The organism is Hydrogenophaga sp. OTU3427, from assembly GCF_038440225.1.
In the GTDB taxonomy this organism is placed as follows: domain Bacteria; phylum Pseudomonadota; class Gammaproteobacteria; order Burkholderiales; family Burkholderiaceae_C; genus Hydrogenophaga.
Genome location: NZ_JASATI010000006.1, coordinates 1 through 21,469, shown reverse-complemented (window position 1 = coordinate 21,469; position 21,469 = coordinate 1). Strand labels below are relative to the sequence as shown.

The following is a 21,469-nucleotide window of genomic DNA, read 5'->3' as shown; positions in this document are numbered from 1 at the left end:
GTCTCCGCCATGACCACCACGCGCGTCCTCACCGGCATCACCACCAGCGGCACGCCGCACCTGGGCAACTACGTCGGCGCCATCCGCCCGACCGTGCGCGCCAGCAAGCTGTCCAGCGTCGAAAGTTTCTACTTTCTGGCCGACTACCACGCCCTCATCAAGGTCGGCGACCCGGCCCGCGTGCAGCGCTCCACGCTGGAAATCGCGGCCACCTGGCTGGCCTGCGGGCTGGACCCGGACAAGGTCACCTTCTACCGCCAGTCCGACATCCCCGAGATTCCCGAACTGACCTGGTTCCTCACCTGCGTCACCGGCAAGGGCATGCTCAACCGCGCCCACGCCTACAAGGCATCGGTGGACAAGAACACCGCCGCCAACGAGGAACCGGACCACGGCGTGACCGCCGGGCTGTTCATGTACCCGGTGCTGATGGCGGCCGACATCCTGATGTTCAACGCCCACCAGGTGCCCGTGGGTCGCGACCAGATCCAGCACATCGAAATGGCGCGCGACATCGCCTCCAGCTTCAACCACCTCTATGGCGAGCACTTCACGCTGCCCGAAGCCGCCATCGAAGCACACGTGGCCACCTTGCCCGGCCTGGACGGCCGCAAGATGAGCAAGAGCTACGACAACACCATTCCGCTGTTCGCGCCGCGCGACCAGTTGAAGAAGCTCATCATGGGCATCCTGACCGACTCGCGGGCACCCGGCGAACCCAAGGCCACCGAAGGCTCGGCCCTGTTCCAGCTCTACCAGGCCTTTGCCAGCGCCGAGGAAACCGCCGCCCTGGCCCGGGCTTACGCCGAGGGCATCGCCTGGGGCGACGCCAAAGAGGTGCTGTTCGAGCGTCTGGACCGCGAGATCGCCCCCATGCGCGAGGTCTATGAACAGCTGATGAAGGACCCGGCACAGATCGAAAAGACACTGAAAGCCGGCGCCGCCAAGGCCCGCGCCATCGCCACGCCCTTCACCACCCGTCTGCGCCATGCCGTCGGCCTGCGTTCGCTGGACGCCACGGACAGCGGCAAAACCAACAAGGCCACCAAAGCCGCCTCGCCCAGCTTCAAGCAATACCGGGAAAAAGACGGTCAGTTCTATTTCAAGCTGGTCGACGCCCAGGGCAAGCTGCTGCTGCAAAGCACCGGTTTCGCTTCGCCACGCGACGCCGGCGCCTGCATCAAGGCCTTGCAAGACACCCCCGCCACCCTGCCCCCGGAAGTGGTGCGGGCAGACGACGCACAGTCCGACGAAGTGACGCAAGCGCTGCAACACTTCACGCAAGACAAGGCGTGAACAAAACACCTCGCCGCTTCCTGCTATAATTTGAGGCTTACCACACACCAGGAGAGGTGGCAGAGTGGTCGAATGTACCTGACTCGAAATCAGGCGTACCGCAAGGTACCGTGGGTTCGAATCCCACCCTCTCCGCCAGCATGTCTAGGCCCTCGCAGTGCGAGGGCCTTTTCTTTTGGCAAAGCCCCTGTTCATGCGGGCTCTAGCCCGACTCGGGTTTCTCTGTGGGCTCTCTCTGCCCAATTTCGACCTGATTTTTCCGGCCCTTTCTCTGTGAGCCCTCGGAGCCGGTGACATTGTGGGTTTTCGCCCCTCGATCGCTCCAGGCAAAACGGGGCGCTGAACACCCCGTTTTGGATTGGCTTTGTGGCCGCTCAGGCCATGCCCAGCAACTGCCTCTGCTCGTCCCAGTCCATCGGCAGCGGCACCATCCGGCTGAGCTTGGTGGCGGACAGCTCCACCGGGTATTCGCCCTGCTCCAGCGCCTGCACGATGTCGGGTGCCAGCAACGCCAGCTGGAGAATTCGGCCAACGTACTTGGTTGAGATTTGCTCGGCATCCGCGATTTCACCCAACGACTGCCCCCCGCGCGTCAGCCTCTCGTACCAATCCCGGGCTCGGGTCAGCATGGCCATCATGGTCGGATCGGGCTCCTTGGCGCCCTTGTGCTGCCTCGCATCGATCTGTCCAGGCCCCGGCTCCCCAATGATCAGCCGGACCGCCAGTCCCGCCCGCTTGCGTTCAGCGGGCACTTCGAGCACCGGTTGCTCGATCGTGCTGTGGTCTGCCTCTTTTTTGACCAGACCGCATCCGACCAGGTCGATGGCGATCCGGATGGTGCTGGGCCCGACTTCAACGGCGTGGATGCTGTCGCCAATGTGGTCCCGGGCGCTGAGTTTCAGGTTTTGAGCGAGCTGTTTCCCTGACTCGATCGCATCGCTGGCCCGTTTGGCGTCACCCCAGCCGACCGCGTCCACCACCCGCTTCTTGTCGCTCGCCCACCGGATGACCGCGGCGATCACCAGTTCTTCCAGGTCATTAGCCGGCAACCGCAGGGCTTCGCCCAGTTCATCAACCGGGGTCACGTAGTACCGGTAGCGTTTGTTTCCCTTGCGGGCGTGGGATGGGATCAAACGCCTGCCCAGCTCGTCCTGCAGTTTCCCGGCCAGCAGGCTGGGGTTGGCCGCATGGGCCTTGGTCTTGGTGCCTTGTTTGTTGCTGGCCAGGCGTTGTTGAACCTGGTTCCACAGGTCTTCACTCACGATGGCCGGGTGTTGGCCTGGGTGGGCTTCGTCCTTGTGGGGCACCCTGCCCACGTAAATGGGATTGCTCAAGATGCGGTACAGGTGGCCCCGGCTGAAGGGCTTGTTGCCACCCGCCCCTGCCCGCTTGCTGGCGCGCTCGGGCGTCAGCCACTTTCGCAGTTGCAGTTCTTCACTGAGCTTGCGCACGCAGTTTTTTTTCAGGTACAGCTCGTAAATTGCCCGGATCCGATCAGCGTGAATCTCCTCGAGCACCAGCGTGCGGCCATGAGGGACATAGCCCACAGGGGCCACACCGCCCATCCACAGGCCCTTGCGTTTCGAGGCGGCGATCTTGTCCCGGATGCGCTCTCCGGTCACTTCCCGCTCGAACTGGGCGAATGAGAGGAGCACATTCAAGGTCAGACGACCCATGGAGGTGGTGGTGTTGAACTGCTGGGTGACCGAGACGAATGAAACGCCTTTGGCATCGAACAGTTCGACCAGCTTGGCGAAATCGGCCAGGGAGCGGGTCAGGCGGTCGACCTTGTAGACCACGATCACCTTGATCTTGCCCGCCTCGATGTCGGCGATCAGGCGTTTCAGGGCGGGGCGCTCGACGTTGCCGCCGGAGAAGCCCCCGTCGTCGTAGGTGGTGGGGTTCAGGGTCCAGCCCAGGCCCTTCTGGCTCAGCACGAAGGCCTCGCAGGCTTCGCGCTGGGCGTGGAGTGAATTGAAATCCTGCTCCAGGCCTTCTTCGGAGGACTTGCGGGTGTAGATGGCGCAGGTCAGGGCCGGCACCTGAGCGGCCCCGGCGGTCGAGAAATTGAACGATTTACTTGCCATCAGCGTTTGATCCCGAAGAACAAGGGGCCGGACCAGGGGGTGCCGGTGATGGCGCGCGCGATGGCGCTCAGGCTCTTGTAGGTCTGGCCGGCGTAGTCAAAACCCGCATCCAGCACCCGTACCTCGTGGGTGGCGCCTTGCCATTCGCGCAGCAGGCGGGTTCCGGGGCGAAGAACCACCGGAGGACGGGAGATGGGCTGGCGACCTGCAAAAGGATCCAGACCTGCCTGCTGCATCTGGACGTTCCAGGCCAACACCCGGCGCATGAGGGCGGTGTGGATCTGGGGTGGGGGTTCGTGCTCAAAGAGGGACTCCCAGCGTTGGATCAGCAGCTCGCGGTCGGCGGTAGTGATCTCGGTCAGGGTGTTCATTTGCCGGAGCCCTCCACGATGCGGTAGACCCGAACACCCTCCTCCACCTCCGACCGAACATCGAGCCCAAGGCGTTTGCGCAAGGATCCACTGAGCATGCCGCGCACGGTGTGCGGCTGCCAGCCGGTGAGCTTCATCATCTGGGCCAGGGTGGCGCCCGTTGGCGATTCCAGGAGTGAAATGAGCTGGGACTGTTTGGTCGCCACGTTGGACGCCGCGGCAACAGGTACTGGTTGAGGCTTGGGTGGGGATTTCGCAGTGAGGGAATTCTTGGCCGCGGCCCTTTTGACGGGAGTCTTTTTGGTCGGAACCGAGGGCTTGGCGACAGGCTTGGTGTATTTGGTGGTCTTGGTACTGGGCGTTGTGGGTTTCATCGTTTGCTCCCGTGCCAACAGCGGCACGGGTCGCAGTAACGCTCTACATCAGCCAGCTTCCAAATCAATTCGAAGGTGTCCGTGTGGAATGATCATGATTCCCCGCGGTTGCTTGCATCGTGGGAGGGATTCATCCATGCGCGAGGCACTCCCCGGCCAGCTAGCATTTCGGGTGGATACCCGGTTTGCAGCGACTGTAGTCATCCGAACTACTTCCAGGAACGCGCACTTTCCGCTAAGGAGCAGTCATTGCGACAGCGACCGGAGGCGTACGGCATGTCATCTCAATCACAACGCTGCCTATCGGGAAATTAAATTGAATGAGAACATAGGCCTGTTTAATTCAGGCCATGTCCTCCGACGCGACGGTGGGTACCTCAGCAGTCCGCTAAGGCTGCGGTCATCCAGCAAGTGCCATCGGTCACCTCACTGGATCGTGATGCCATACTGTTTGATCACCGGGCTCCACAACTTCAACTCACCGTCCAACACCTTGCGGAACTCGACCGGCGTACCGCCCACGGCTTCCATGGTCTGGGTCTGAAGCTTCTCGCGCACAGCCGGTTCGGCTAAGACCTGCAGGATCTCGCCGCGCAGACGCTCGGTGATGGCGTCGGGCGTGCCAGCGGGCGCGATGACGCCGATCCAGGCGTCGGCTGTCACGCTGCGTACACCAGCTTCCGTCAACGTCGGTACATTTGGTAAGGCGGACATCCGCTTGGCGTCAGCGATGCCTAGTGCCTTCATCTTGCCGGCCTGGATGTGTGGCATCACACTGGCAGCCGGCAAAAGCGCGAAATCAACTTCGCCCGACATCAATGCCAACGAAGCGGCCCCGGACCCGGCGTAAGGCACATGTATCACATCCGCCGGGCTGTTTGCTGTCAGCACATACATGCCCATCTGCGAGATCGTGCCGGCACCCATGGACGCGAAGCTGTAGCGGCCTTCCCTATGCGCGAGTAGTTCGAACAGTTCCTTGGAGGTCGAAGCCTTCAGCTTGTTCGACGCCACCAGTACCGAAGGCTGAGTAGCCGCGACCGTGATCAGCTTGACGTCGCGCGCAGGGTCATAAGGCATGGATTTGAACAGCAGCGGGTTGATAGCCAGCGGTCCCGCTATGCTGACTCCCACCGTATAGCCGTCCGGTGTCGCCTTTGCGACGAAGTCGGTGCCGATGTTGCCAGCTGCCCCGCTGCGGTTATCCACCACGAAAGCCTGCCCCAAGCGCACTGAGAGGCGATCCGTGAGGATGCGCGCAAGCAGGTCGGGCGTGGACCCAGCAGGAAACGGCACGATCATCCGTACGGGCTTGGATGGCCAGGTCTGCGCGTGCAGGAGCCCGCAAGATGCAGCCAGCGTTGTACTTGCGATGCATTGGAAGAGGGTACGTCGAAGCATTTTTGTTTCCTTGTGTAAATTACCGAGTACGGCCCTCAGGCCTCGAACTTGTTGCCGATGCCCATGAAGACACCCTGAGCCAGCACGACACGCTGCAGTTAGGGAACATCAGGGGTTTGCAACTTCTAGGCGTAGGCCAGGACGCGTTGAAGCTCTTGCGTCAGGCCGAAGCGCTAGTGCTTTAGACGATTGCGCCGTTGGCCCGCAATCGATTGGCAACCGTGCGCGCATTGCGCAGATGATTGCTCTCTATATAGTCCACTGCGGAGACGCCAGCGGCCTCTCCTGTAGCGAATGCTGTGCCCATCACTCGCACCGAGGCATACGCTTCGGGATCTGCACCGATCACTCGTCCTCCGTACCAGAGATTCTCAATACCTGCGGCGCTGATGGCATCGTAAGGAACATGGAAGTAGCCAGCACCGCCAAGCGGCGTGTACGTTGGCCGCCCCGGTTGTGTATGCAATTCGATTGGCCAAGCCGCTCTAGCCACTGCGTCGTCGGAAGTTTTTCCTTGCGCTGCGTCTTCAAGCGTCATCTCGTACCGAGCCGCAGGATGTCTCGTTTCGCGTACGCCAATCTGGGGGCCAGTCGCGACAAGATATGCGCTGGCGAAGCCAGGCATGTGCTTTCGCAGCATGTGGAGATAGTCGTTTGCCATGGCACGCCCTTTCATCTCCATCGCAGTGAAGCAACGCGAACTGACTTCGGCCATCGGGAGATCCACGGCCATCCACCAGATGTCGCTGGACACGGGCAACCGAAACATGATGCCACCGTCTGACCGGCTTATCGGAAACTCTCCACCTTCGTTGTAGCGGGCGACAGAAGCGCATAGGGCCGGACGATCGATAGATACCTCAGGCGGCACGCCCCCTATCCGCATTGGGAGAGTTGTTGCCTGAAGCAAGCCCTCGCGATTTCCGATGCGGTAGGGCACTCCGGCAAGCATGGCGAGATTGGCGTCGCCGCTGGCATCCACGAACGCATCCGCAACTGCGTGCCACCGGCCTTCCATTCCTGCGAGCGTGACAGCTTCTATGCGTTCACCGGTCCGCGTAGCGGCAGCTACGCGGGTGTGCAGCTGGACATCTACGCCATGCCGAACCAACAGATCATCCATGGTCAGCTTGAGCAGCTCAGGCTCAATGCGCACGATCCAGTTGCCCGTGGTTTCCGAGCAAAAGGGTGTAGTGTCTAGTCCGTATTTGCTTAGGCTGGCAAGCAATTCAGCCCCGACGCCGCCCACAGCGGCCACCGGCTTTGCGCCTTGTTGGTAGAACCCACAGTACGCAAGGACCTGCGCAGTGGTCGCCGCTCCGCCCAGGAAGCCATACTTCTCGACAAGGCATACCCTAGCACCTGCCCGGGCCGCGCCCACTGCAGCCCCGACGCCCGCCGCTCCGCCGCCGCAGACAATCACATCGTAGTTCTGCTCATGTCGATGGGGTGAACGCCACATCATTTTGCCCTCCATCCGAGCAGCCGCCGCTCGGCCCATCCGATGAGGCCGCTGGCGCAGAGTCCAATAAGAGACAGGATCGCGACGCCAGCGATCAATTGCTCCATCGAGAAAATCGCTCCCGCCATCAGGATGTAGGAGCCGATACCGTACTCCGCGCCGATCATTTCAGCAGCGACCAACAAGATGATCCCGATAGATACGGAGATGCGGAAGCCCGACAGGATCGCCGGCATCGCGCCCGGGATGATGATCTTGCGAACGATGGAAGACCAAGACAGCCCGAAGGACTGTCCCATGCGGATCAGGCTGCGATCGACGTTGTCGACTCCGCCATAGGTTGCAATTACCATCGGAAAGAAGGTGCCGAAAAGGATGGTAGCGATCTTGGAGCCCTCTCCGATTCCGAACCAGATCACAAACAGCGGAAGCAGTGCGATCTTGGGAATGGGGAAAATCGCCGACACCAGAGGCAACAAACCTGCGCGAGCTAGCGAGAACAATCCGATCGTCAGGCCGACGGTGACACCGAGTGCTGCACCCAATGTCCATCCCACAACCAGTCGGGAAAGGCTGGCCTGCAGGTGCTTGCGCAGGAGGCCGGATTGGAATAAGTCCTGTAGCGCGCCCCACACCTTGCTGGGTGCCGGCAAGACGAGGCTGCCGATTACTCCCGTGCGACATCCCAGTTCCCACAGAACCAGGAGCGCGAGAAACACGACGGGGCCGACCCAACGCATAGGCTGCGGCCTGAACCCACCGCCGCGAAACGGCACGGGCCTCGCGCGTTCGGATTGCAGGGGAATAGCGGTGGTAGGCGCAGCTCGTCTGCAGAGTGCTTCAGTCGTCATGGGCCAACTCCCGGTCGGCCGCCATGGCCTCGTCACGCATCAACGCCCAAAGATCGCGTTGGATCACTTCCATCTCCATCATCCGCGCGGCGCGCTCCTCCAGCGGCATATCGATTTTCACTACTTGGCGAATGCGACCCGGACGGCGGCTCAGGAGGATGATCTTGTGACCCAGGCGTACGGCTTCAGCAAGGTTGTGGGTGACATAGCACGCAGTGAAGCGTTCGCGTAGCCACAACTCCACCAAGTCGTCCATCAGCAGCTCGCGCGTTTGGCTGTCCAAGGCCGAGAGTGGTTCGTCCATCAACATCACTGCAGGGCTGACGCTCAGCGCGCGTGCAATGGCGACCCGCTGCTTCATCCCCCCTGACAACTGGCGGGGATATGCCTTGCGGAACTCGGCAAGCTTCGTGCGTCCCAGTACGTCTGAGATGATCCGTCTAGCTTCTTGCCCCTTGATCCGGTGATCCTCCAGCACTACGCTGATGTTCTCCTCTACAGTGCGCCAGGGCAGCAGTGCGAAGTCTTGGAAGATGTATGTGAGCGGGTTAAGACAGCCCGAGGGCCGCTCGCCCACGAGGTGGATCTCGCCTTCGTCGGGACGTTCGAGTCCACCGATGAAGCGAAGCAAGGTTGATTTGCCACACCCCGAAGGTCCGATAATGCATACGATCTGTCCGGTTGGCAGATCGAAGGTGACGTCCTCCAAAACCTGCATCCCTCCGTAGCAATGGCGGACGCCCTTAAGCTGGATCTCCATATTCAGCCTTTGATCGGGGCGAAGCCGGCATCCACCAGCATGTCGAAGGTAACCGAGGGTGGCACAAGCTTTTCAGACTTGAACCAATCAAGCTGATCGCGAATGCTGCCGGCATGAAGTTGCGATCGCTCCGCTATTCGCATCGCGCCATTGCGGATCAGGGGCGCGGCGACCTCAAAGGGTCGGTCCGCCATTACGTACTTGTGGAGCACCCTCAAAACATCCTCGGCCGACCTGTGGCCCGCATTGGGACCAACCAGTGCCCCGTTGAAGTCGGCTACTGCACGCGCCCTCGCCTTCATAAAGCGTTGGACCACATCCTTGCGCTCGCGGATCATCTTGGTGGCGGTGAAGACGGTGGTCACCTGATAGTCGGGGATGTACTCGGCAATCTCGCCGATCTTCTTCACCTCCGGTTTCGCAATCAGCGGTTTGCCGATATCTGGGACGATCGACCAAGCATCTATTTGCCCCGTGCTTAGCGACCCCACCAGAGCTCCGATCTGTTGTAGGGGCTTGAGCTGGATGTCACTGAGACGAATTCCCACTTTGGCCGCTATTTTGTGGACCATGTAGTGGAATGACGAGCCGTGGGTGGTGATGCCGAAGGACCGGTTGCGTAAGTCTCTGGGCGATTGAAGGCCCGCTTCCCAAGCCTTTCGCGAGGCCAAGATGATCTGTCCATCGATACCCGGCTCTTCCTGCAAGGCTCCCCCGATTACCCTCAAGGCGTCCTTCTCGGCAAGGCTGATCAGACCGGCAGTGACGGCCGTGACGCCGAAGTCCACATCACCCGAAGCGATGGCCACGGCCATGGGCTGGGCAGCTTGGAAGAACTCGATCTTGGCATCCAGACCTTCGTCTTTGAAGTAGCCCCGCTCCAACGCCAGGAACGTTGGCCCTTCCGATGTGAAGCGGAGCGCTCCGACTGTGATCCGGTCGGTGCTTGCCAGTGCAGTTGTGGCGAATGTCGGCAATGCCGCCGCCCCGGCTGCAAGCCTGATGATGTTTCTGCGTGAGATGGACATGGGCAACCCTTTGTCAGTTCGTTTTCCAGCCAAAGATGATTTCGCGCAATGCCTCATGCGTGGCGCTGGCATCACGTGCGAGCACGGCGTTTACGAGGCGTGCATGCGCAGTTTGGGAGACGCGCGGATCGAAAGCCTGGCCATGCAAGCGCGACAACCTGAAGCGGGCGCTCTGTTGATAGAGCTTCTGCATGATTTCAAGCAATCGGGGCGATCCACAGGCGCTGGCCAAGGTCGCGTGGAGGGCTCGACCGGCTTCTTCCCACTCCACTGCGTGCTCTGCGGCGTCGTGCGCGACAAGGTTTTCGACTCGGCTGAGGCGATGCTGGGCTGCGATCACTTCGCCTTCCCACCGAACGTCACCCGCTGCCATGGACCAACGGATGGCAACGGATTCAACTTCGAAGAGCACCCGCGTGATGTCCTGCAGGTCCGCAGTCGTGGCTGATGCCACTCTGAACCCCTTTTGCGGAGTGGCTTCCACCAGTCCGTCATTGGCGAGCTGTGTCAGGGCCTCGCGAAATGAGTTCGCACTTCCCCCATAGCGCTGCCTGAGTTCGTCGATCTTTAGCTTTGAATCAGGCGCCAGCACCCCGAATGAGATGTCCCGGCGTACCTGCTCGGCCAAGAGGCGAACCACGGTGGAGGACTCGTCGTTTGAGCGGAAGAACATTCAATCTTTCCCAAAATCTTCAATATTTTGGATATTATTCGAAATCTTCAATTTTTGTCAAGGTTCTGCCATGTTTCTCACAGGCGCAGCTCAGGTAGTCTTCATGGTGGGGTATCCGGTCTCTCAGGTGCAGTTGCCCGCCCTTTTCAATGCTCGCTTCGAGCAAGCTGGCGCAGACTTGGCGCTCGTTCCTCTAGATACAGCGCCAAGCGCGTTAGAGGCGCTGCTGTCGATGGTGCACACCACCAGTAACTGCCTCGGATTAGTGCTCACGGCCCCGCACAAGCAGGCTGCAGCTCGGATGGCCACCACGCTCACCTCTAGGGCAAGAAGAATTGGCGCGGTGAACGTCCTTCGCAAGACAGAACAAGGCTTAGAAGGCGACATGTTCGACGGCGATGGGTTCTGGAACGGAGCGCGTCTCAACGGTTTCGACCCGATGGGTCGGTCGCTTGCCTTAGTGGGCGCGGGTGCAGCCGCCCGCGCGATCGCCCTGGAGTTTATTCACCGAGGTGGGCGATCAATCGTCTTTCGGACCACTGATGCGTCGGAACGTGCTGGCATGCTCGCAATGTGTGCCGAAAGCTCGCCTTGGACACCGGACCAGGCTTTGGATGATGTCGATATCGTGGTAAATGCCACGCCGATTGGCATGCAGCATGCGCCGGGACTAGCCGTAGATGCCCATGACCTGAAGCAGCTTCGCGCAGATGTATGGGTTGCAGACCTAGTAACGCAACCTATGGAGACACCCTTGTTAAGGGCAGCAGCAGATTTGGGAATGCGAACGCTAAACGGAGCATCGACGGCTCTGGGCCAACTCGGCTCAGTCGCCTCTTTCTTGCGTATCGACATCGGAACGGAGGCAGTATGACTTTGGCAACGGACCTGGCTCTTCAACTCAAGCTGGCTGAAAGCGCTAGCCACCGTCGGGACCGACTGGTCATGTACCCACGTCTCGATCCTGTGCGTACAGCGGTGCTCGTCATCGACATGCAAGATGCCTTTATTCGGCAAGATTCACCCGCCTGCGTGCCTTCCGCTAAGCGCATCGTTGACCGCATCAACGCACTAACACTTTGTCTCCGTTCAGCCGGGGCCACTATTTGCTTTACCCGGCACACCGTCGTCGAGCACGACTGGTCGCGCTATGTAGAAATCGTTGCTGGCGGAGATCCAGCACGAGCGAGTGCACTGCTGGGGGGCGGTACGGGCGGCCACGCGATCTTCAGTGGCATTGACGTGCAGCCTGGCGACGTCGTGGTGGACAAGATGCGCTTCGGAGCTCTCGGTACCGAGCACTGCAGCCTGAATGGAGAACTGGTCCTCAGGGGCATAGACACCGTGGTGATCGCTGGCACACTGACAAATATTTGCTGCGAATCCACGGCCCGACAAGCCATGGAACTGGATTACCGCACCATAGTCGTTGCCGACGCCACGGCGGCACGCAGCGACGCGGCCCAAACTGCAGCGCTACTGAACGTGTTTGCGGCCTTTGGCGATGTCGCGACAACAGACCAAATCTGCGCCCGCCTGTGCTCTGTGAATTGATGCGTGTCTTGGGAAGTGAGTGGCACGACCACGTCAAGGGTTGTTGCTTGCAGAAGGCTTTACGAAGAGCTCCCGAGCTTAAATGAATAGTTCCTCGCGATGGGCGACTTTTCTTGGTCACAACAAATAGCGACTTGTTGAAACGCACCTCCATCAGTCCGACGACCGCTGTTGGCCGGCTCCGTCAGTTCGCTGGTGAGCCCGACAGCGGTCCTTGGTCATGCGCCGTATCGTAGGACAAGTGCATGACCAAGACGATCGAGAGCCGACCCAAACCATGCATCCGCCCGCCGAAACTGTCAGCCGTACAGCTAGTCGTATCTAGGTCTCAGCGCTTGCGCCACACGCTCGCCAGCCAGGGCTGTTGCTCGATCGGCAGGCCCGAGGGACGGTAGAAGTGATCCAACTCGTCGAAGCCGGCGGCCGTCACCAAGGCGCGCCAGGTTGGCCAGTCGTAAAACACGCCGTAGCGCTCACCGTTCCAGCCTTCCTGGCCATTGCCGCGCGGGTTGGAACTGAACAGCACGCCGCCCGGCCGCAGGCATGCCTGCAGTTGTCGTAGCACCTGCGGCAGCACCGGGCGGGGCACATGGAACAGCACGGCGTTCGCAAACACACCGTCGTAACGCTGCGCGGGTAGTTCGAGGTGCAGGAAGCTTTGCTCCAGCACCTCGCAGCCGCTGTGTAGGCGCGCCAGCGCCGCCGCGCTTGGTGCGCCTTCCAGGCCCACGGCGCGGTGGCCCAGCGCGGTAAAGGCGTGCAGGTCGCGCCCAGGCCCGCAGCCGAAATCCAGCAGGTCAAAGGGCGGTGGCCCGGAAATGTGCTTCAGAAGCGCCGCGATGTTCTGGCTGACGTCGTGGTCGCGCGTGCCTTCCCAGTAGCTCTGGGCGTTCTGCTCGTAGTGCGCCAGGGTGCGCGCGGCGACTTGTTGCAGGTCTTCGGAACTCAATGGCATACCGCATCATTTCATACAGCACCGCCCTGACCCGAAATACAGGACAGCCTGAACGCTCTCCGATCGAGTTCAGCGGCTCATAGGGGGCACTCTCGAACCACCATGTCGCGCTGACAGCGCCGCTTCGGCGCGCACCGGCGGAATCACGGTCTCGGCCAAGAGCAGCCAACGAACGGCGCATGCTCTGGTCCGACCAAAGCCGGTGTCAAGGCAGGCGCGATTCGCTCACGCCGGGCTTACGCGGGCCGGTAGACCGCGCAGAGCTTGTTACCATCCGGATCGCGCACATAGGCCAGATGCATGGCGCCCGGTTTGTCCTCTCGGGGGCCAGGCGCGCCCTCGATCGAGGTCCCGCCATGCGCGATGGCCGTGTCGTGGAAGGCTTGCAGCTGCTCAGCGGATTGACATTTGAAGCCGATCGTGCCGCCGTTGGCGTGAGTGGCCGGCTGGCCGTCGATAGGCTGGCTGATTCCGAAGGTGCTGCCGTTGTGGCGGTAGAACAGGCGAGACTGGCCGGTCCCGTTCACGTTGAGCACGCCCTCTCCCGCGCCCAGCACGCGGAGCACGGCGTCATAAAAGCGCTTGGCGCGTTCAATGTCGTTGGTGCCGACCATCACGTGGTTCAACATGTCTAGCTCTTTCCTTAAAATGTTCTCATGGCCAGCGGTGTGCCGGCGGCGCGAGTCTACGCTGAGTGTGATCACGGTCGACCATTGATGCGAGAGTTCGGTGCTCAGTGCCTGAAGCCGATATCGCAGCGCGGCCGGCCGGTGTGCAGCGGTTGCCGCCGTTCGCGCCCGGTGAATTGAGTTCACGGTGCCCAGCTCAAAGCAGCCACCGGCGCACCCGGCATCGCGGCGGATCAATGGCTGCCTTCCGCAGCCTCGCGGAGGTCTCTCTGCTCAATCGGCGTGAGGTACAACAAACTCGCATCCGAACTCGAAAGTGATATCCAGTTTTCCCGCGGCCTCGTTCTTGGAGAGCAGTGAGAGCCCTACGTCTCCTTGCCTCCTTTGATAACGCAGCGTCGACAACCACTCCTTCGGAAGCACTAAGTACCGACTTGAACTCATGGGTACGGAGTAGACCTCGACGCCATTCACTGTTGCATGCAGTCCGCGCTCTGGGTGGTCGGGCGGACGAATGACGAACCCTGCGGGGACATCGCCATCTTCAGGCAATCGATACGGCGACAAGTAATCTGCACGTCGGCCTGCGACGACCAAAACCACTGGTGTCCAACCACTGGCGATGATGGAGGACATCCGTGCCTCGAGGTCCGCATAAAACGCCTGCGCGTTGTCGTCCCGTACGGGCTCGATGCCTCGTTTCCGCTGAATTCCTGCCAGAGCAACTGCGAACGCATGCCGGGCCGTGTACTGGCTGAACCAATCGACAAGGTGTTCATCCATGTTTTCCAGCTGAAGTCTGGTTAACGGAAGCTTCGAGACTCCGGAGAAACTTTGACTCGCCGTCTCAAGGATTTCGTCAGTCGCTACGAAGTCCGTGGTCACCGCGATGGGGAAGTCACTCTGCTCATCAGAGCCGAAGACTCGTGCATGCACCTTCTGCGTCAGTTCGACCAGGCGCTCCGGGTCTAGTGGCGCATCGGCAACGGTCTTTGCGTGAGCCTCCTTGGCCGCCTTCGAAGCCTCCTTGCAGAGCGAGGCCGCGTGATTCAACGCGTCGTTCACCGGCTCCTGACACTCCAGGACTTCTCGAAGCTTTGCAATGGTCGTCGAGTGCTGTTTGAACTCATCCTGACAAAGCTCATTCGCGAGCGCCTGGAAGTGCCTGGATACGCGGTCGAGTCGTTGCAGCTCTTCGCGCCACTCCTCCACAATTCGCGTAAACGCGCTGAGGTCTTCATGCCGTCCAGCGATCAGGGCTGTCAAGTAGATGGCTTGCCCGCGGGTCAACGCATCGACGTCATCAGCGCCATGGAGTGAATACGTGCGGCCAGGCGTCATTGGCTCCCGCGTGTCCGAGCGGTACCGTTCGACAATCTTGTCTAAGCGCTGAGAGTAGCTGCGGTCGCCGAACAGTGCACGGGCGATACGACCTACGCCGGTTCCTGCTCCCCGATGTCGGTCAACATCTACCCTGCCCCCTTTGTCGTATCCACGCCCGCCCATCAGGGCTCCCACGATTTCCAAGCACAGGAAGGATTCAGCACTTTCGAGGCTGGCAGCATGCTCCAGCAGGACAAATGCGACCACCATGCACACATCGGACCAGTACCGCTTCAGCACCGTCGCTAACAGCAGAGTCGCAGCCTCGCCTGTCTGGGACCCTTCGGGAAGATCCGGGATCCGTGTCCTGGCTTCGTCCCAGGTCAGGTCTGCGAAGGACAGCGTGAGTAGAGACCAGCCCGGCTGTGACACACCACGGCCAGCACCGAATTCGTACTGGCGCTCACCCCACCATTTGACCAGTGAATCCTCAAGGCGCCTTGCTGCCTCCGCGTCGCCGCGAGCCACTGCAGCCAGTAGCATTAGCGCCGTTTCGTCGATGTGGGTTGCGTAGACCTTGACCCTAGTGACGTGCGCACGCCACAGCGCAGCGCCGTGTAGGACCTCATCGTTGTTAATGCGGACATCGACGCTTTCCCAGGAACCCACCCATCCTTGCAGTGCGTCGCAGTACACATTGCGCAATGGTGGTGATAGAAGCCGGGGAATTTGCGATTCCTGCACCAGTTCGGTTGCCGCACGACGACTCCACCAAAGACCCAGGTGGTACATCAAAAGGGTTGATGACAGCATCAACGCTATCAGCACGTCTGCTGGCTGCTCACCCGCCCGATACATCAGTCGTTCGGACAATCTTGCTGTCCGCTGGAAGAAGCGATCATCGTCTTCTAGTGCTGCCACAGCGGCCTCGGCAATAGCGCGGTATGGTTCCATCCAAGTTTGAACCATCCGGCGCGAACCCCAGCCGTACGGGTCCGGGAGAAGACTCATGTTGTCAAGCTCACCATCACTCCCGCGGAAGCGGGCCGCCCGCAGTAATCCCGCGTGCACGTCTACTAAATCATTGAGCGCCTGTCTGAACCCAGGTTCGCGTCGAAGCTCCACTTGCGCCGCAGCCTCTTGCCCCAATTCGTCCATGACTTCCACAGATGTGAACGGCATGGCAGAAACAGTCGGCTTTGCAAAGTGGTAAGACACAAGAATGGCCGCAGTGGTTGTCCGACTAGGGGGGGCTGCGTCACGAATCCGCGTGAGAATGTGCTTAACGCGGACCTTGCCGGGCGTACAGGGTAGTTCCATCAACGGGTACTTGCCTTGGGCCGTTTTCTGAGCCCTGGTCCAGCGGCCGATTGCCCAGCCGAGGGGCTTGAAGTGAACGTCCCGAATCTCCTTCGGATTTGAGAACTTTCGCTGCAGAACTGCGCGACCCTCGCCCATTGGGAAGAGGTTAATTTTCGGTGTGACACTTTCGCTCAACGAGTCCCCGCCCGGAACCCAGCCGCGCCCTTGTGCGTTCTGAAGCAGGAGTCCCATCGCATAGGCCCGCACCTCCCGAGGCAGCGTGACGCACTGGGTGAGCCACTGCAATGTTTCCACGCAACGTTCATCTTGGAGGTATTGCGCGGTTCGTGCCAGGAACCAGCCGGTAAGGAACAGGTTCACGGCCAGCCAGGTTACGTCGGCGACCATCACGGCCTGTACCTCCGGTATCGACATCCACGGCAGAGCGAGATACTGCAACGTCATCAAGAGCAGCAATGCAAACGAACTGGTGCCAGAGGGTTTGACACCGGTCTCGAGGAGGTAGGCTGTCAATGCGACCTTCGCTGTCGCTCGCCGTTGCAGCAGGAATGTCACGAACGAAATGACGAGCGGATAGACGAGTGCCACCACCGTTGCCTGGACTGACCAAGCCGTGCCGAAGTAGGTCGGCAGATCGGACTTCTGCCAGTTGTCCAGCGGGAGGCAGAGGTACGTACCCAGGGCAAGCAGTACGGCAGCGATGAATGCCCAGATGGCGGTCGCTGCCAACAGGAAAATCCAAGGGTGCGCAGTCGCACTCAGCAAGAGTCGCTCAAACCAGGAGTTCTTCCGGAGCTCCGATGCCGAGTCTCGCCACTGGTGTACGAACTCGTCAACATGCCAGGAGAGCGAAGCCAACCAACGTCGTGGTGTGACCGCGACTACGACTCTCATCACGATGAATAGCATCCGGTCGACCACAGTTCTTTTACTCCTTCGACTTGGCAGTTTGCATAGCGTAGTCGACTAAGTGCGTACCACCGGTGTGACACCTGCGTCGTCTATCGCAGGATCAGCAGCAATGCAACGCCCGCATGCCCACCGGGTGCGTGCTACGGATTCGACCGGCAGCTTCAGGGCGGGGAGATCAAGGCGGCCAATGTCTGTTCCGGATCGGAAGCTGCCGGACACCACGTCGGCCGCCAATGGCTGCAATCAGCCTTGAGATGTCGTTGAACGATTCAGACGCCTTAGTTGGCGGCAGGAATACCCATTGCATTGAGCGTTGGCGTAGTCATTGTGCCTGTCTTTTGTAGCCCTTTGAGGTCCTGGAAATACATCAAGCCTTGGCGAGTGTCGTCGTCCATCGTACCGTGAACCTGACCGTCGTACAGCCCCAAACTTCTGAGCTTCATCTGCACTCTCATGACCTGCAATCGAAGTTTCTCTGAACGGGAGAGTTCAGCACCGGTTTCCGCATGTGTACCCGCATTGCCTTGACCAGAAGGAATGGGCTTGGCCGTAGGTTTTTGATCCATCAGGTGATTGGCGGCTGTTCCAGGCGAGGGCGCCGGAGCTGGACTGGGAGCCAGAGGTGTATAGGAAGGGGCAGGACTCGGCGCGGAATAAACAGGCGCCTTGTAGCTTGAACTCCCCCCGCCTGAACCCGAGTAGTGTGAGCTGTGGCTTGAGTGGGAGCGATGGCTGGAATGCGACCGATGCCCCGCAAACAGGTTGTCCGAATCCCAGTTCAATGGTCGCAGCGAGACCGGTTGGGACTCAAGCAAATCAAAACCTGGTTGCAGTCCGGGTACAGCCGAGACACTTTTGGTTGTCAATATTGGCAACCCCGCAACGAACAGCGAAATATTCCGGATGAACTTACTCATGCGATGACCTCATTGGTATCCAAGGGTTTGAGGAACGAGGGTTTCCATCCGCTCTCGTGCCATGCGAACAAGCCAGAGCAATCCGATTTCGCGACACAACGCCCACACTCGGCTGCGTAGACATTTTTCCAGTCGGAAATGCTTCGGTGGGCGAGTGACCACATCGATCTGGGCAAGGCACACAGCGGGACGTTCATGATCAAATGAGGGATGGCATGTCGCCGCAAGATGCGCGCAGCCTGCGCCAACGTATCGCCCCAATGACCCAGGTCCACCTCGCACAGCTCGCGATTGGCCAATGCGAAGCCAATTGGCTCGCATCCCATCAAAGCCATCTCTCGGACAAAGGGAAGGTTGCGGCCGACGAAACCTGCAAGTTCAGGTAGCACTTGCAACACAGGTTCAATCAGCACGGTACGAAGTTGAATCTCCTGCTGATACGTCTGCAATGTCAACAATCCCGTCAGCGTTTCATCGAACGCGCCAGGCACCTGCACCACAAAGTCATGTAAAAAATCGGCGTGGCCGTACAGGGGGATCAACCAGCGTACCCGGGTTGTAAGCCCCTGCAGTATCTGAGTCGCGACTTCTGAATTGGCAAGCAATCGCCCGTTGGTCAGCACCTCGACGGTTGCACGTGGATGGTGCGCCTGCACTGCATCAAGGACACACCGAAGACCGTCCCCGAGAAGTAATGGCTCTCCACCAGTCAACCCAAGTACAGGCGGTGACCATCGCAGATGTTGGATCGCGTCGACAGCCTCTGCCACGAGCCAGCTGTCGTTATTGGGCGTCGGCGGCTGCGAGCACATCAAGCAGAGACTGTTGCATCGGTTGGTCATGAACAGCGCATGGTGCGCATCCGACTCCCGCAACAACACCGCACACTCGCCTCGATTCGGATTGGGAACGACCACATCGCCATCCTCAAGCGCAGCGCTTTCGACCCAAGCCACATGCGCGAGACCCGCACTTCGCAAGTCTTCTACGCCAAGACGCTCCTTCTCGGATTGAACGAGAACCAAGAAGCGGAGGTCCGGCTCCCACTGTGCCGGAAGATCCGTGTAGCGCACGACACGATGCACACGCGTTTCGCAATCACACTGGAAAGTGGCTTGGACCTTTCGCATCAACCCCGCCTCTCGGCCACCGGGTGTGCCCACAGGTGAAGCAAGTCCAAAAGCTCATCACCCGCTGCCCGCACCATCATGAACATCGCGTCGAACAAGCCCATGTGGCGCTGACAGTGCTCGGTCTCGAAAATTGATTGGATCAGATGCCCATACTGTGCTTTCATATCGACAGGATTCGGCGCGCAAAACAGGTTATAGGCACAATCCCGACAACCAGGGGTGTTCTCAACCTCGCTCGCCTCGACCAGTTCACCGCGAATCGGCGAACTCAACAACACGTCGAGAGGCGTACCTATGCGCCCCATTCTCAAAGACGTGTCACCGGATTCGGCCAGCATGCGCGCCTCGTCGCTTGGGTAAACATAGCCATCGTAGTTGTACACCAGCACACTTGATCCAGCGCCAGTCGGGCTTTGCAGATCAACGTATCCAGCGTCAAAAGTCGACAGCATTTTGTTCAACAAAATCGAAGCATAGACCTCACGAATCTCGACCCCTTGTCGATTCCAATGGATAACACGCTGAAGCCCACGCTGATAGAACCGAAAGAAGTCCTCGACCGAGTAGCCCAACAGGGTTTGGTTGCGTTTCGCAAAACCATAGCTGCTCAAAGGGCGAAGGAAGATTTCCTTGAATCCAAGCCGAACATACTCATCAACTATGGCTTCAGCGTGGGGCAGCGAGGCCTTGGTCGTGGTCATTAGAGCAGCTACCGCATCAGGCCCTATCAAGCTGCGCGCCATTTCTACCCCAAGCGTCGTGCGCTCGTACGCGTCGCGACCAGGAACAGGGCGATTGCGGTTGTGCAGCTCCAATGGCCCATCGATACTTGTTGACAGGTAGACCCCATGCACTTTGAAGAACGCGCACATCGCCGGGTCCAGTTGATGCAGCGTGGACGCGATCACAAAGCGAATGCGCTTCTTCTCGAATATATTGCGCGCCTGAATGCGCAGGATCGCATGCTCGACCAGATCAAAACGCAACAGAGGATCGCCACCCTGAAATTCCACGGTCAGCGTGGGTGAGGAGCTCTCGAAAATCGAGTCACAGGCACTGTCAAGGTCAGTCAAAGAAATCGTGTGCCCCTGGTCACTCAGCGCACGGCTTACCTGGCAGTAGCGGCAAGAGTGCGCACATTGGAGAGTCGGCACGATGATGTGCAATGCGGGTCCAGAGGACACGGTCTCGCGTTTTGTCGCGATTCGGGAATTCATCAACCGGCGCACCCCCGTTGATGGATTGGGGCTGCCCAACAGAAACCGTGCTCGCAGCTCAGCCTGTCGATGGAGCGGCAAGGTCGCCGGTGCGTGACGAAACTGCTCGAACTCTTCAGGTGAGAAAAAAGCGTGATCACCAGTTGCCGCGGTCGCCACGACAAAACCATCGGTCAAAAGGCGACTTCGGAAAGACATTGTCTGCGGCGTATAAGTCATGTCACGCTCCCCGCAGCACTCGAAACACAAGAGCACCAAGCATCATGGCGTTCATATCGGACGCGTTCCCTTGCAGTCTGGATAGGTCGAACAACCCCAGAACATCTTTCCGGAAGAAGTGCCGCGCTTGGTCAGCCGTTGCACCATGGGTCCGTCACAGACTGGGCATGAAACTGACACGCTCGCAGGCCTGGTGTTCGCCGGCACATCCTGGCGCGGTGGCGCCACGCTGACAGCCGCGGACGGCGATAGCTCGTGACGAACCAGTTGCAGCAACGCCCCACCATCGATAAGGCGAATGTTTCGGCCGCCCGCGAACGCAACGGCCTCACTCGTGAATCGACCCGATGTCACCACGATGCCGCCAGCAACTCCACCTGCAGCCATGAGGCCATACAACTCGCGAATGACCGACACACCGACTTTGAACGCCCTCCACTGCTTGCACTGAACGAGGTAACGCTCACCGTCCTTTGTCAGGATCAGATCCACGCCCCCATCGGCACCGCCTCCACCGTTTTCTGTCACCGAGTACCCTTGACGACGAAAGCCTTCGCCTACTAGGAGCTCGAACTCTTTCCACGAAATACCCTGTAAAGCGTCGGCGGCCTGACTCTGAATTGCCGTCTCCACCAGCTTGCGGCGTTCTCGCCTGCGAACGGTAGACGCCAGTGCCCCTATGACGCAGCAGAAGGGCAAGATGTATTGACCCGCATTGGCCAGCCCTCGCCACAGACCAACGACAGCCAACTGCCCGATGCCGTAGGATGTTTTGACTTCAGGCAATGGCGCGGTAGCAACCGCGTGAAGAATGAAATAACTCGACAGCGCCAGTACGATGCCTGCCCACCATGGCAGCTTGGCGACCAAGTCCATCAAATCCTCAGCGGCACTGGTTTTCCTATGTCTCGCCATTGCACCTTTCCCATCCTGAACGGCTTTTTCTTGTCAGACGAAATATTGTGCAACATATTTTTATCATCT

At 59.8% G+C, this 21,469-nt stretch carries 19 protein-coding genes and 1 tRNA gene; 4 read left to right on the top strand and 16 right to left on the bottom strand.

Annotated features, from left to right (window positions below; translation table 11 throughout):
- Positions 1-9 precede the first annotated feature (9 nt).
- Positions 10-1,296 (top strand): tryptophan--tRNA ligase, encoded by a 1,287-nt coding sequence (locus AAHB17_RS05220; RefSeq protein WP_342129439.1) that lies wholly within the window; start codon positions 10-12, stop codon positions 1,294-1,296.
- Between the two features lie 50 nt (positions 1,297-1,346).
- A tRNA-Ser gene (locus tag AAHB17_RS05215) sits at positions 1,347-1,434 on the top strand.
- Positions 1,435-1,670: 236 nt separating this feature from the next.
- On the opposite strand, the gene AAHB17_RS05210 is transcribed toward AAHB17_RS05215, so the two are convergent.
- The 9 genes from AAHB17_RS05210 to AAHB17_RS05170 form a co-directional block, all read right to left on the bottom strand.
- Positions 1,671-3,338 carry a recombinase family protein gene (locus AAHB17_RS05210; RefSeq protein ID WP_342129438.1) on the bottom strand — a complete coding sequence of 556 codons (1,668 nt, stop codon included), beginning with the start codon at positions 3,336-3,338 and terminating at the stop codon, positions 1,671-1,673.
- 44 nt (positions 3,339-3,382) lie between these two features.
- A complete protein-coding gene (locus AAHB17_RS05205; protein WP_342129437.1) occupies positions 3,383-3,754 on the bottom strand; it encodes a DUF2924 domain-containing protein in 372 nt (123 codons plus the stop codon).
- A complete protein-coding gene (locus AAHB17_RS05200; protein WP_342129436.1) occupies positions 3,751-4,128 on the bottom strand; it encodes a DUF3489 domain-containing protein in 378 nt (125 codons plus the stop codon). The genes AAHB17_RS05205 and AAHB17_RS05200 overlap by 4 nt, the downstream gene beginning before the upstream one ends.
- Before the next feature lie 426 nt (positions 4,129-4,554).
- On the bottom strand, positions 4,555-5,529 hold the full coding sequence (locus AAHB17_RS05195) for a Bug family tripartite tricarboxylate transporter substrate binding protein (RefSeq protein WP_342129435.1): 975 nt from the start codon (positions 5,527-5,529) through the stop codon (positions 4,555-4,557).
- 181 nt (positions 5,530-5,710) lie between these two features.
- On the bottom strand, positions 5,711-6,994 hold the full coding sequence (locus tag AAHB17_RS05190; RefSeq protein WP_342129434.1) for an FAD-dependent oxidoreductase: 1,284 nt from the start codon (positions 6,992-6,994) through the stop codon (positions 5,711-5,713).
- Positions 6,991-7,842, bottom strand: coding sequence for an ABC transporter permease (locus tag AAHB17_RS05185; protein WP_342129433.1), 852 nt, complete (start codon positions 7,840-7,842; stop codon positions 6,991-6,993). Before AAHB17_RS05185 ends, AAHB17_RS05190 begins: the two co-directional genes overlap by 4 nt.
- Positions 7,832-8,602 carry an ABC transporter ATP-binding protein gene (locus AAHB17_RS05180; protein ID WP_342129432.1) on the bottom strand — a complete coding sequence of 257 codons (771 nt, stop codon included), beginning with the start codon at positions 8,600-8,602 and terminating at the stop codon, positions 7,832-7,834. Before AAHB17_RS05180 ends, AAHB17_RS05185 begins: the two co-directional genes overlap by 11 nt.
- 2 nt (positions 8,603-8,604) lie before the next feature.
- On the bottom strand, positions 8,605-9,630 hold the full coding sequence (locus AAHB17_RS05175) for an ABC transporter substrate-binding protein (RefSeq protein ID WP_342129431.1): 1,026 nt from the start codon (positions 9,628-9,630) through the stop codon (positions 8,605-8,607).
- A gap of 13 nt (positions 9,631-9,643) precedes the next feature.
- Positions 9,644-10,303: a GntR family transcriptional regulator gene (locus AAHB17_RS05170; protein WP_342129430.1), complete on the bottom strand. Its 660-nt coding sequence runs from the start codon at positions 10,301-10,303 to the stop codon at positions 9,644-9,646.
- Between AAHB17_RS05170 and AAHB17_RS05165 the strand changes: the two genes are divergently transcribed.
- Both AAHB17_RS05165 and AAHB17_RS05160 read left to right on the top strand, forming a co-directional pair.
- Entirely contained in the window at positions 10,272-11,177 is a 906-nt protein-coding gene (locus AAHB17_RS05165; RefSeq protein ID WP_342129429.1) for a shikimate dehydrogenase family protein, read from the top strand. The genes AAHB17_RS05170 and AAHB17_RS05165 overlap by 32 nt on opposite strands.
- A 71-nt stretch (positions 11,178-11,248) precedes the next feature.
- Positions 11,249-11,857: a cysteine hydrolase gene (locus AAHB17_RS05160; RefSeq protein WP_342129428.1), complete on the top strand. Its 609-nt coding sequence runs from the start codon at positions 11,249-11,251 to the stop codon at positions 11,855-11,857.
- Between the two features lie 328 nt (positions 11,858-12,185).
- Here the strand turns inward: AAHB17_RS05160 and AAHB17_RS05155 are convergent, their stop codons facing one another.
- The 7 genes from AAHB17_RS05155 to AAHB17_RS05125 all read right to left on the bottom strand — a co-directional run bounded on the left by AAHB17_RS05155 (position 12,186) and on the right by AAHB17_RS05125 (position 21,400).
- Positions 12,186-12,812 carry a class I SAM-dependent methyltransferase gene (locus AAHB17_RS05155; RefSeq protein ID WP_342129427.1) on the bottom strand — a complete coding sequence of 209 codons (627 nt, stop codon included), beginning with the start codon at positions 12,810-12,812 and terminating at the stop codon, positions 12,186-12,188.
- A 236-nt stretch (positions 12,813-13,048) separates the two neighbouring features.
- A complete protein-coding gene (locus AAHB17_RS05150; protein WP_342129426.1) occupies positions 13,049-13,441 on the bottom strand; it encodes a VOC family protein in 393 nt (130 codons plus the stop codon).
- Between the two features lie 273 nt (positions 13,442-13,714).
- On the bottom strand, positions 13,715-16,816 hold the full coding sequence (locus AAHB17_RS05145; RefSeq protein WP_342129425.1) for a hypothetical protein: 3,102 nt from the start codon (positions 16,814-16,816) through the stop codon (positions 13,715-13,717).
- Between the two features lie 461 nt (positions 16,817-17,277).
- Complete coding sequence (hxsA, locus tag AAHB17_RS05140; protein ID WP_342129424.1) at positions 17,278-17,916, bottom strand: His-Xaa-Ser repeat protein HxsA; 639 nt, start codon at positions 17,914-17,916, stop codon at positions 17,278-17,280.
- Positions 17,913-19,046: a His-Xaa-Ser system radical SAM maturase HxsC gene (hxsC, locus tag AAHB17_RS05135; RefSeq protein ID WP_342129423.1), complete on the bottom strand. Its 1,134-nt coding sequence runs from the start codon at positions 19,044-19,046 to the stop codon at positions 17,913-17,915. Before hxsC ends, hxsA begins: the two co-directional genes overlap by 4 nt.
- Entirely contained in the window at positions 19,046-20,485 is a 1,440-nt protein-coding gene (hxsB, locus tag AAHB17_RS05130) for a His-Xaa-Ser system radical SAM maturase HxsB (protein ID WP_342129422.1), read from the bottom strand. Before hxsB ends, hxsC begins: the two co-directional genes overlap by 1 nt.
- Positions 20,486-20,536: 51 nt before the next feature.
- Positions 20,537-21,400, bottom strand: coding sequence for a restriction endonuclease (locus tag AAHB17_RS05125; protein ID WP_342129421.1), 864 nt, complete (start codon positions 21,398-21,400; stop codon positions 20,537-20,539).
- Positions 21,401-21,469 lie beyond the last annotated feature (69 nt).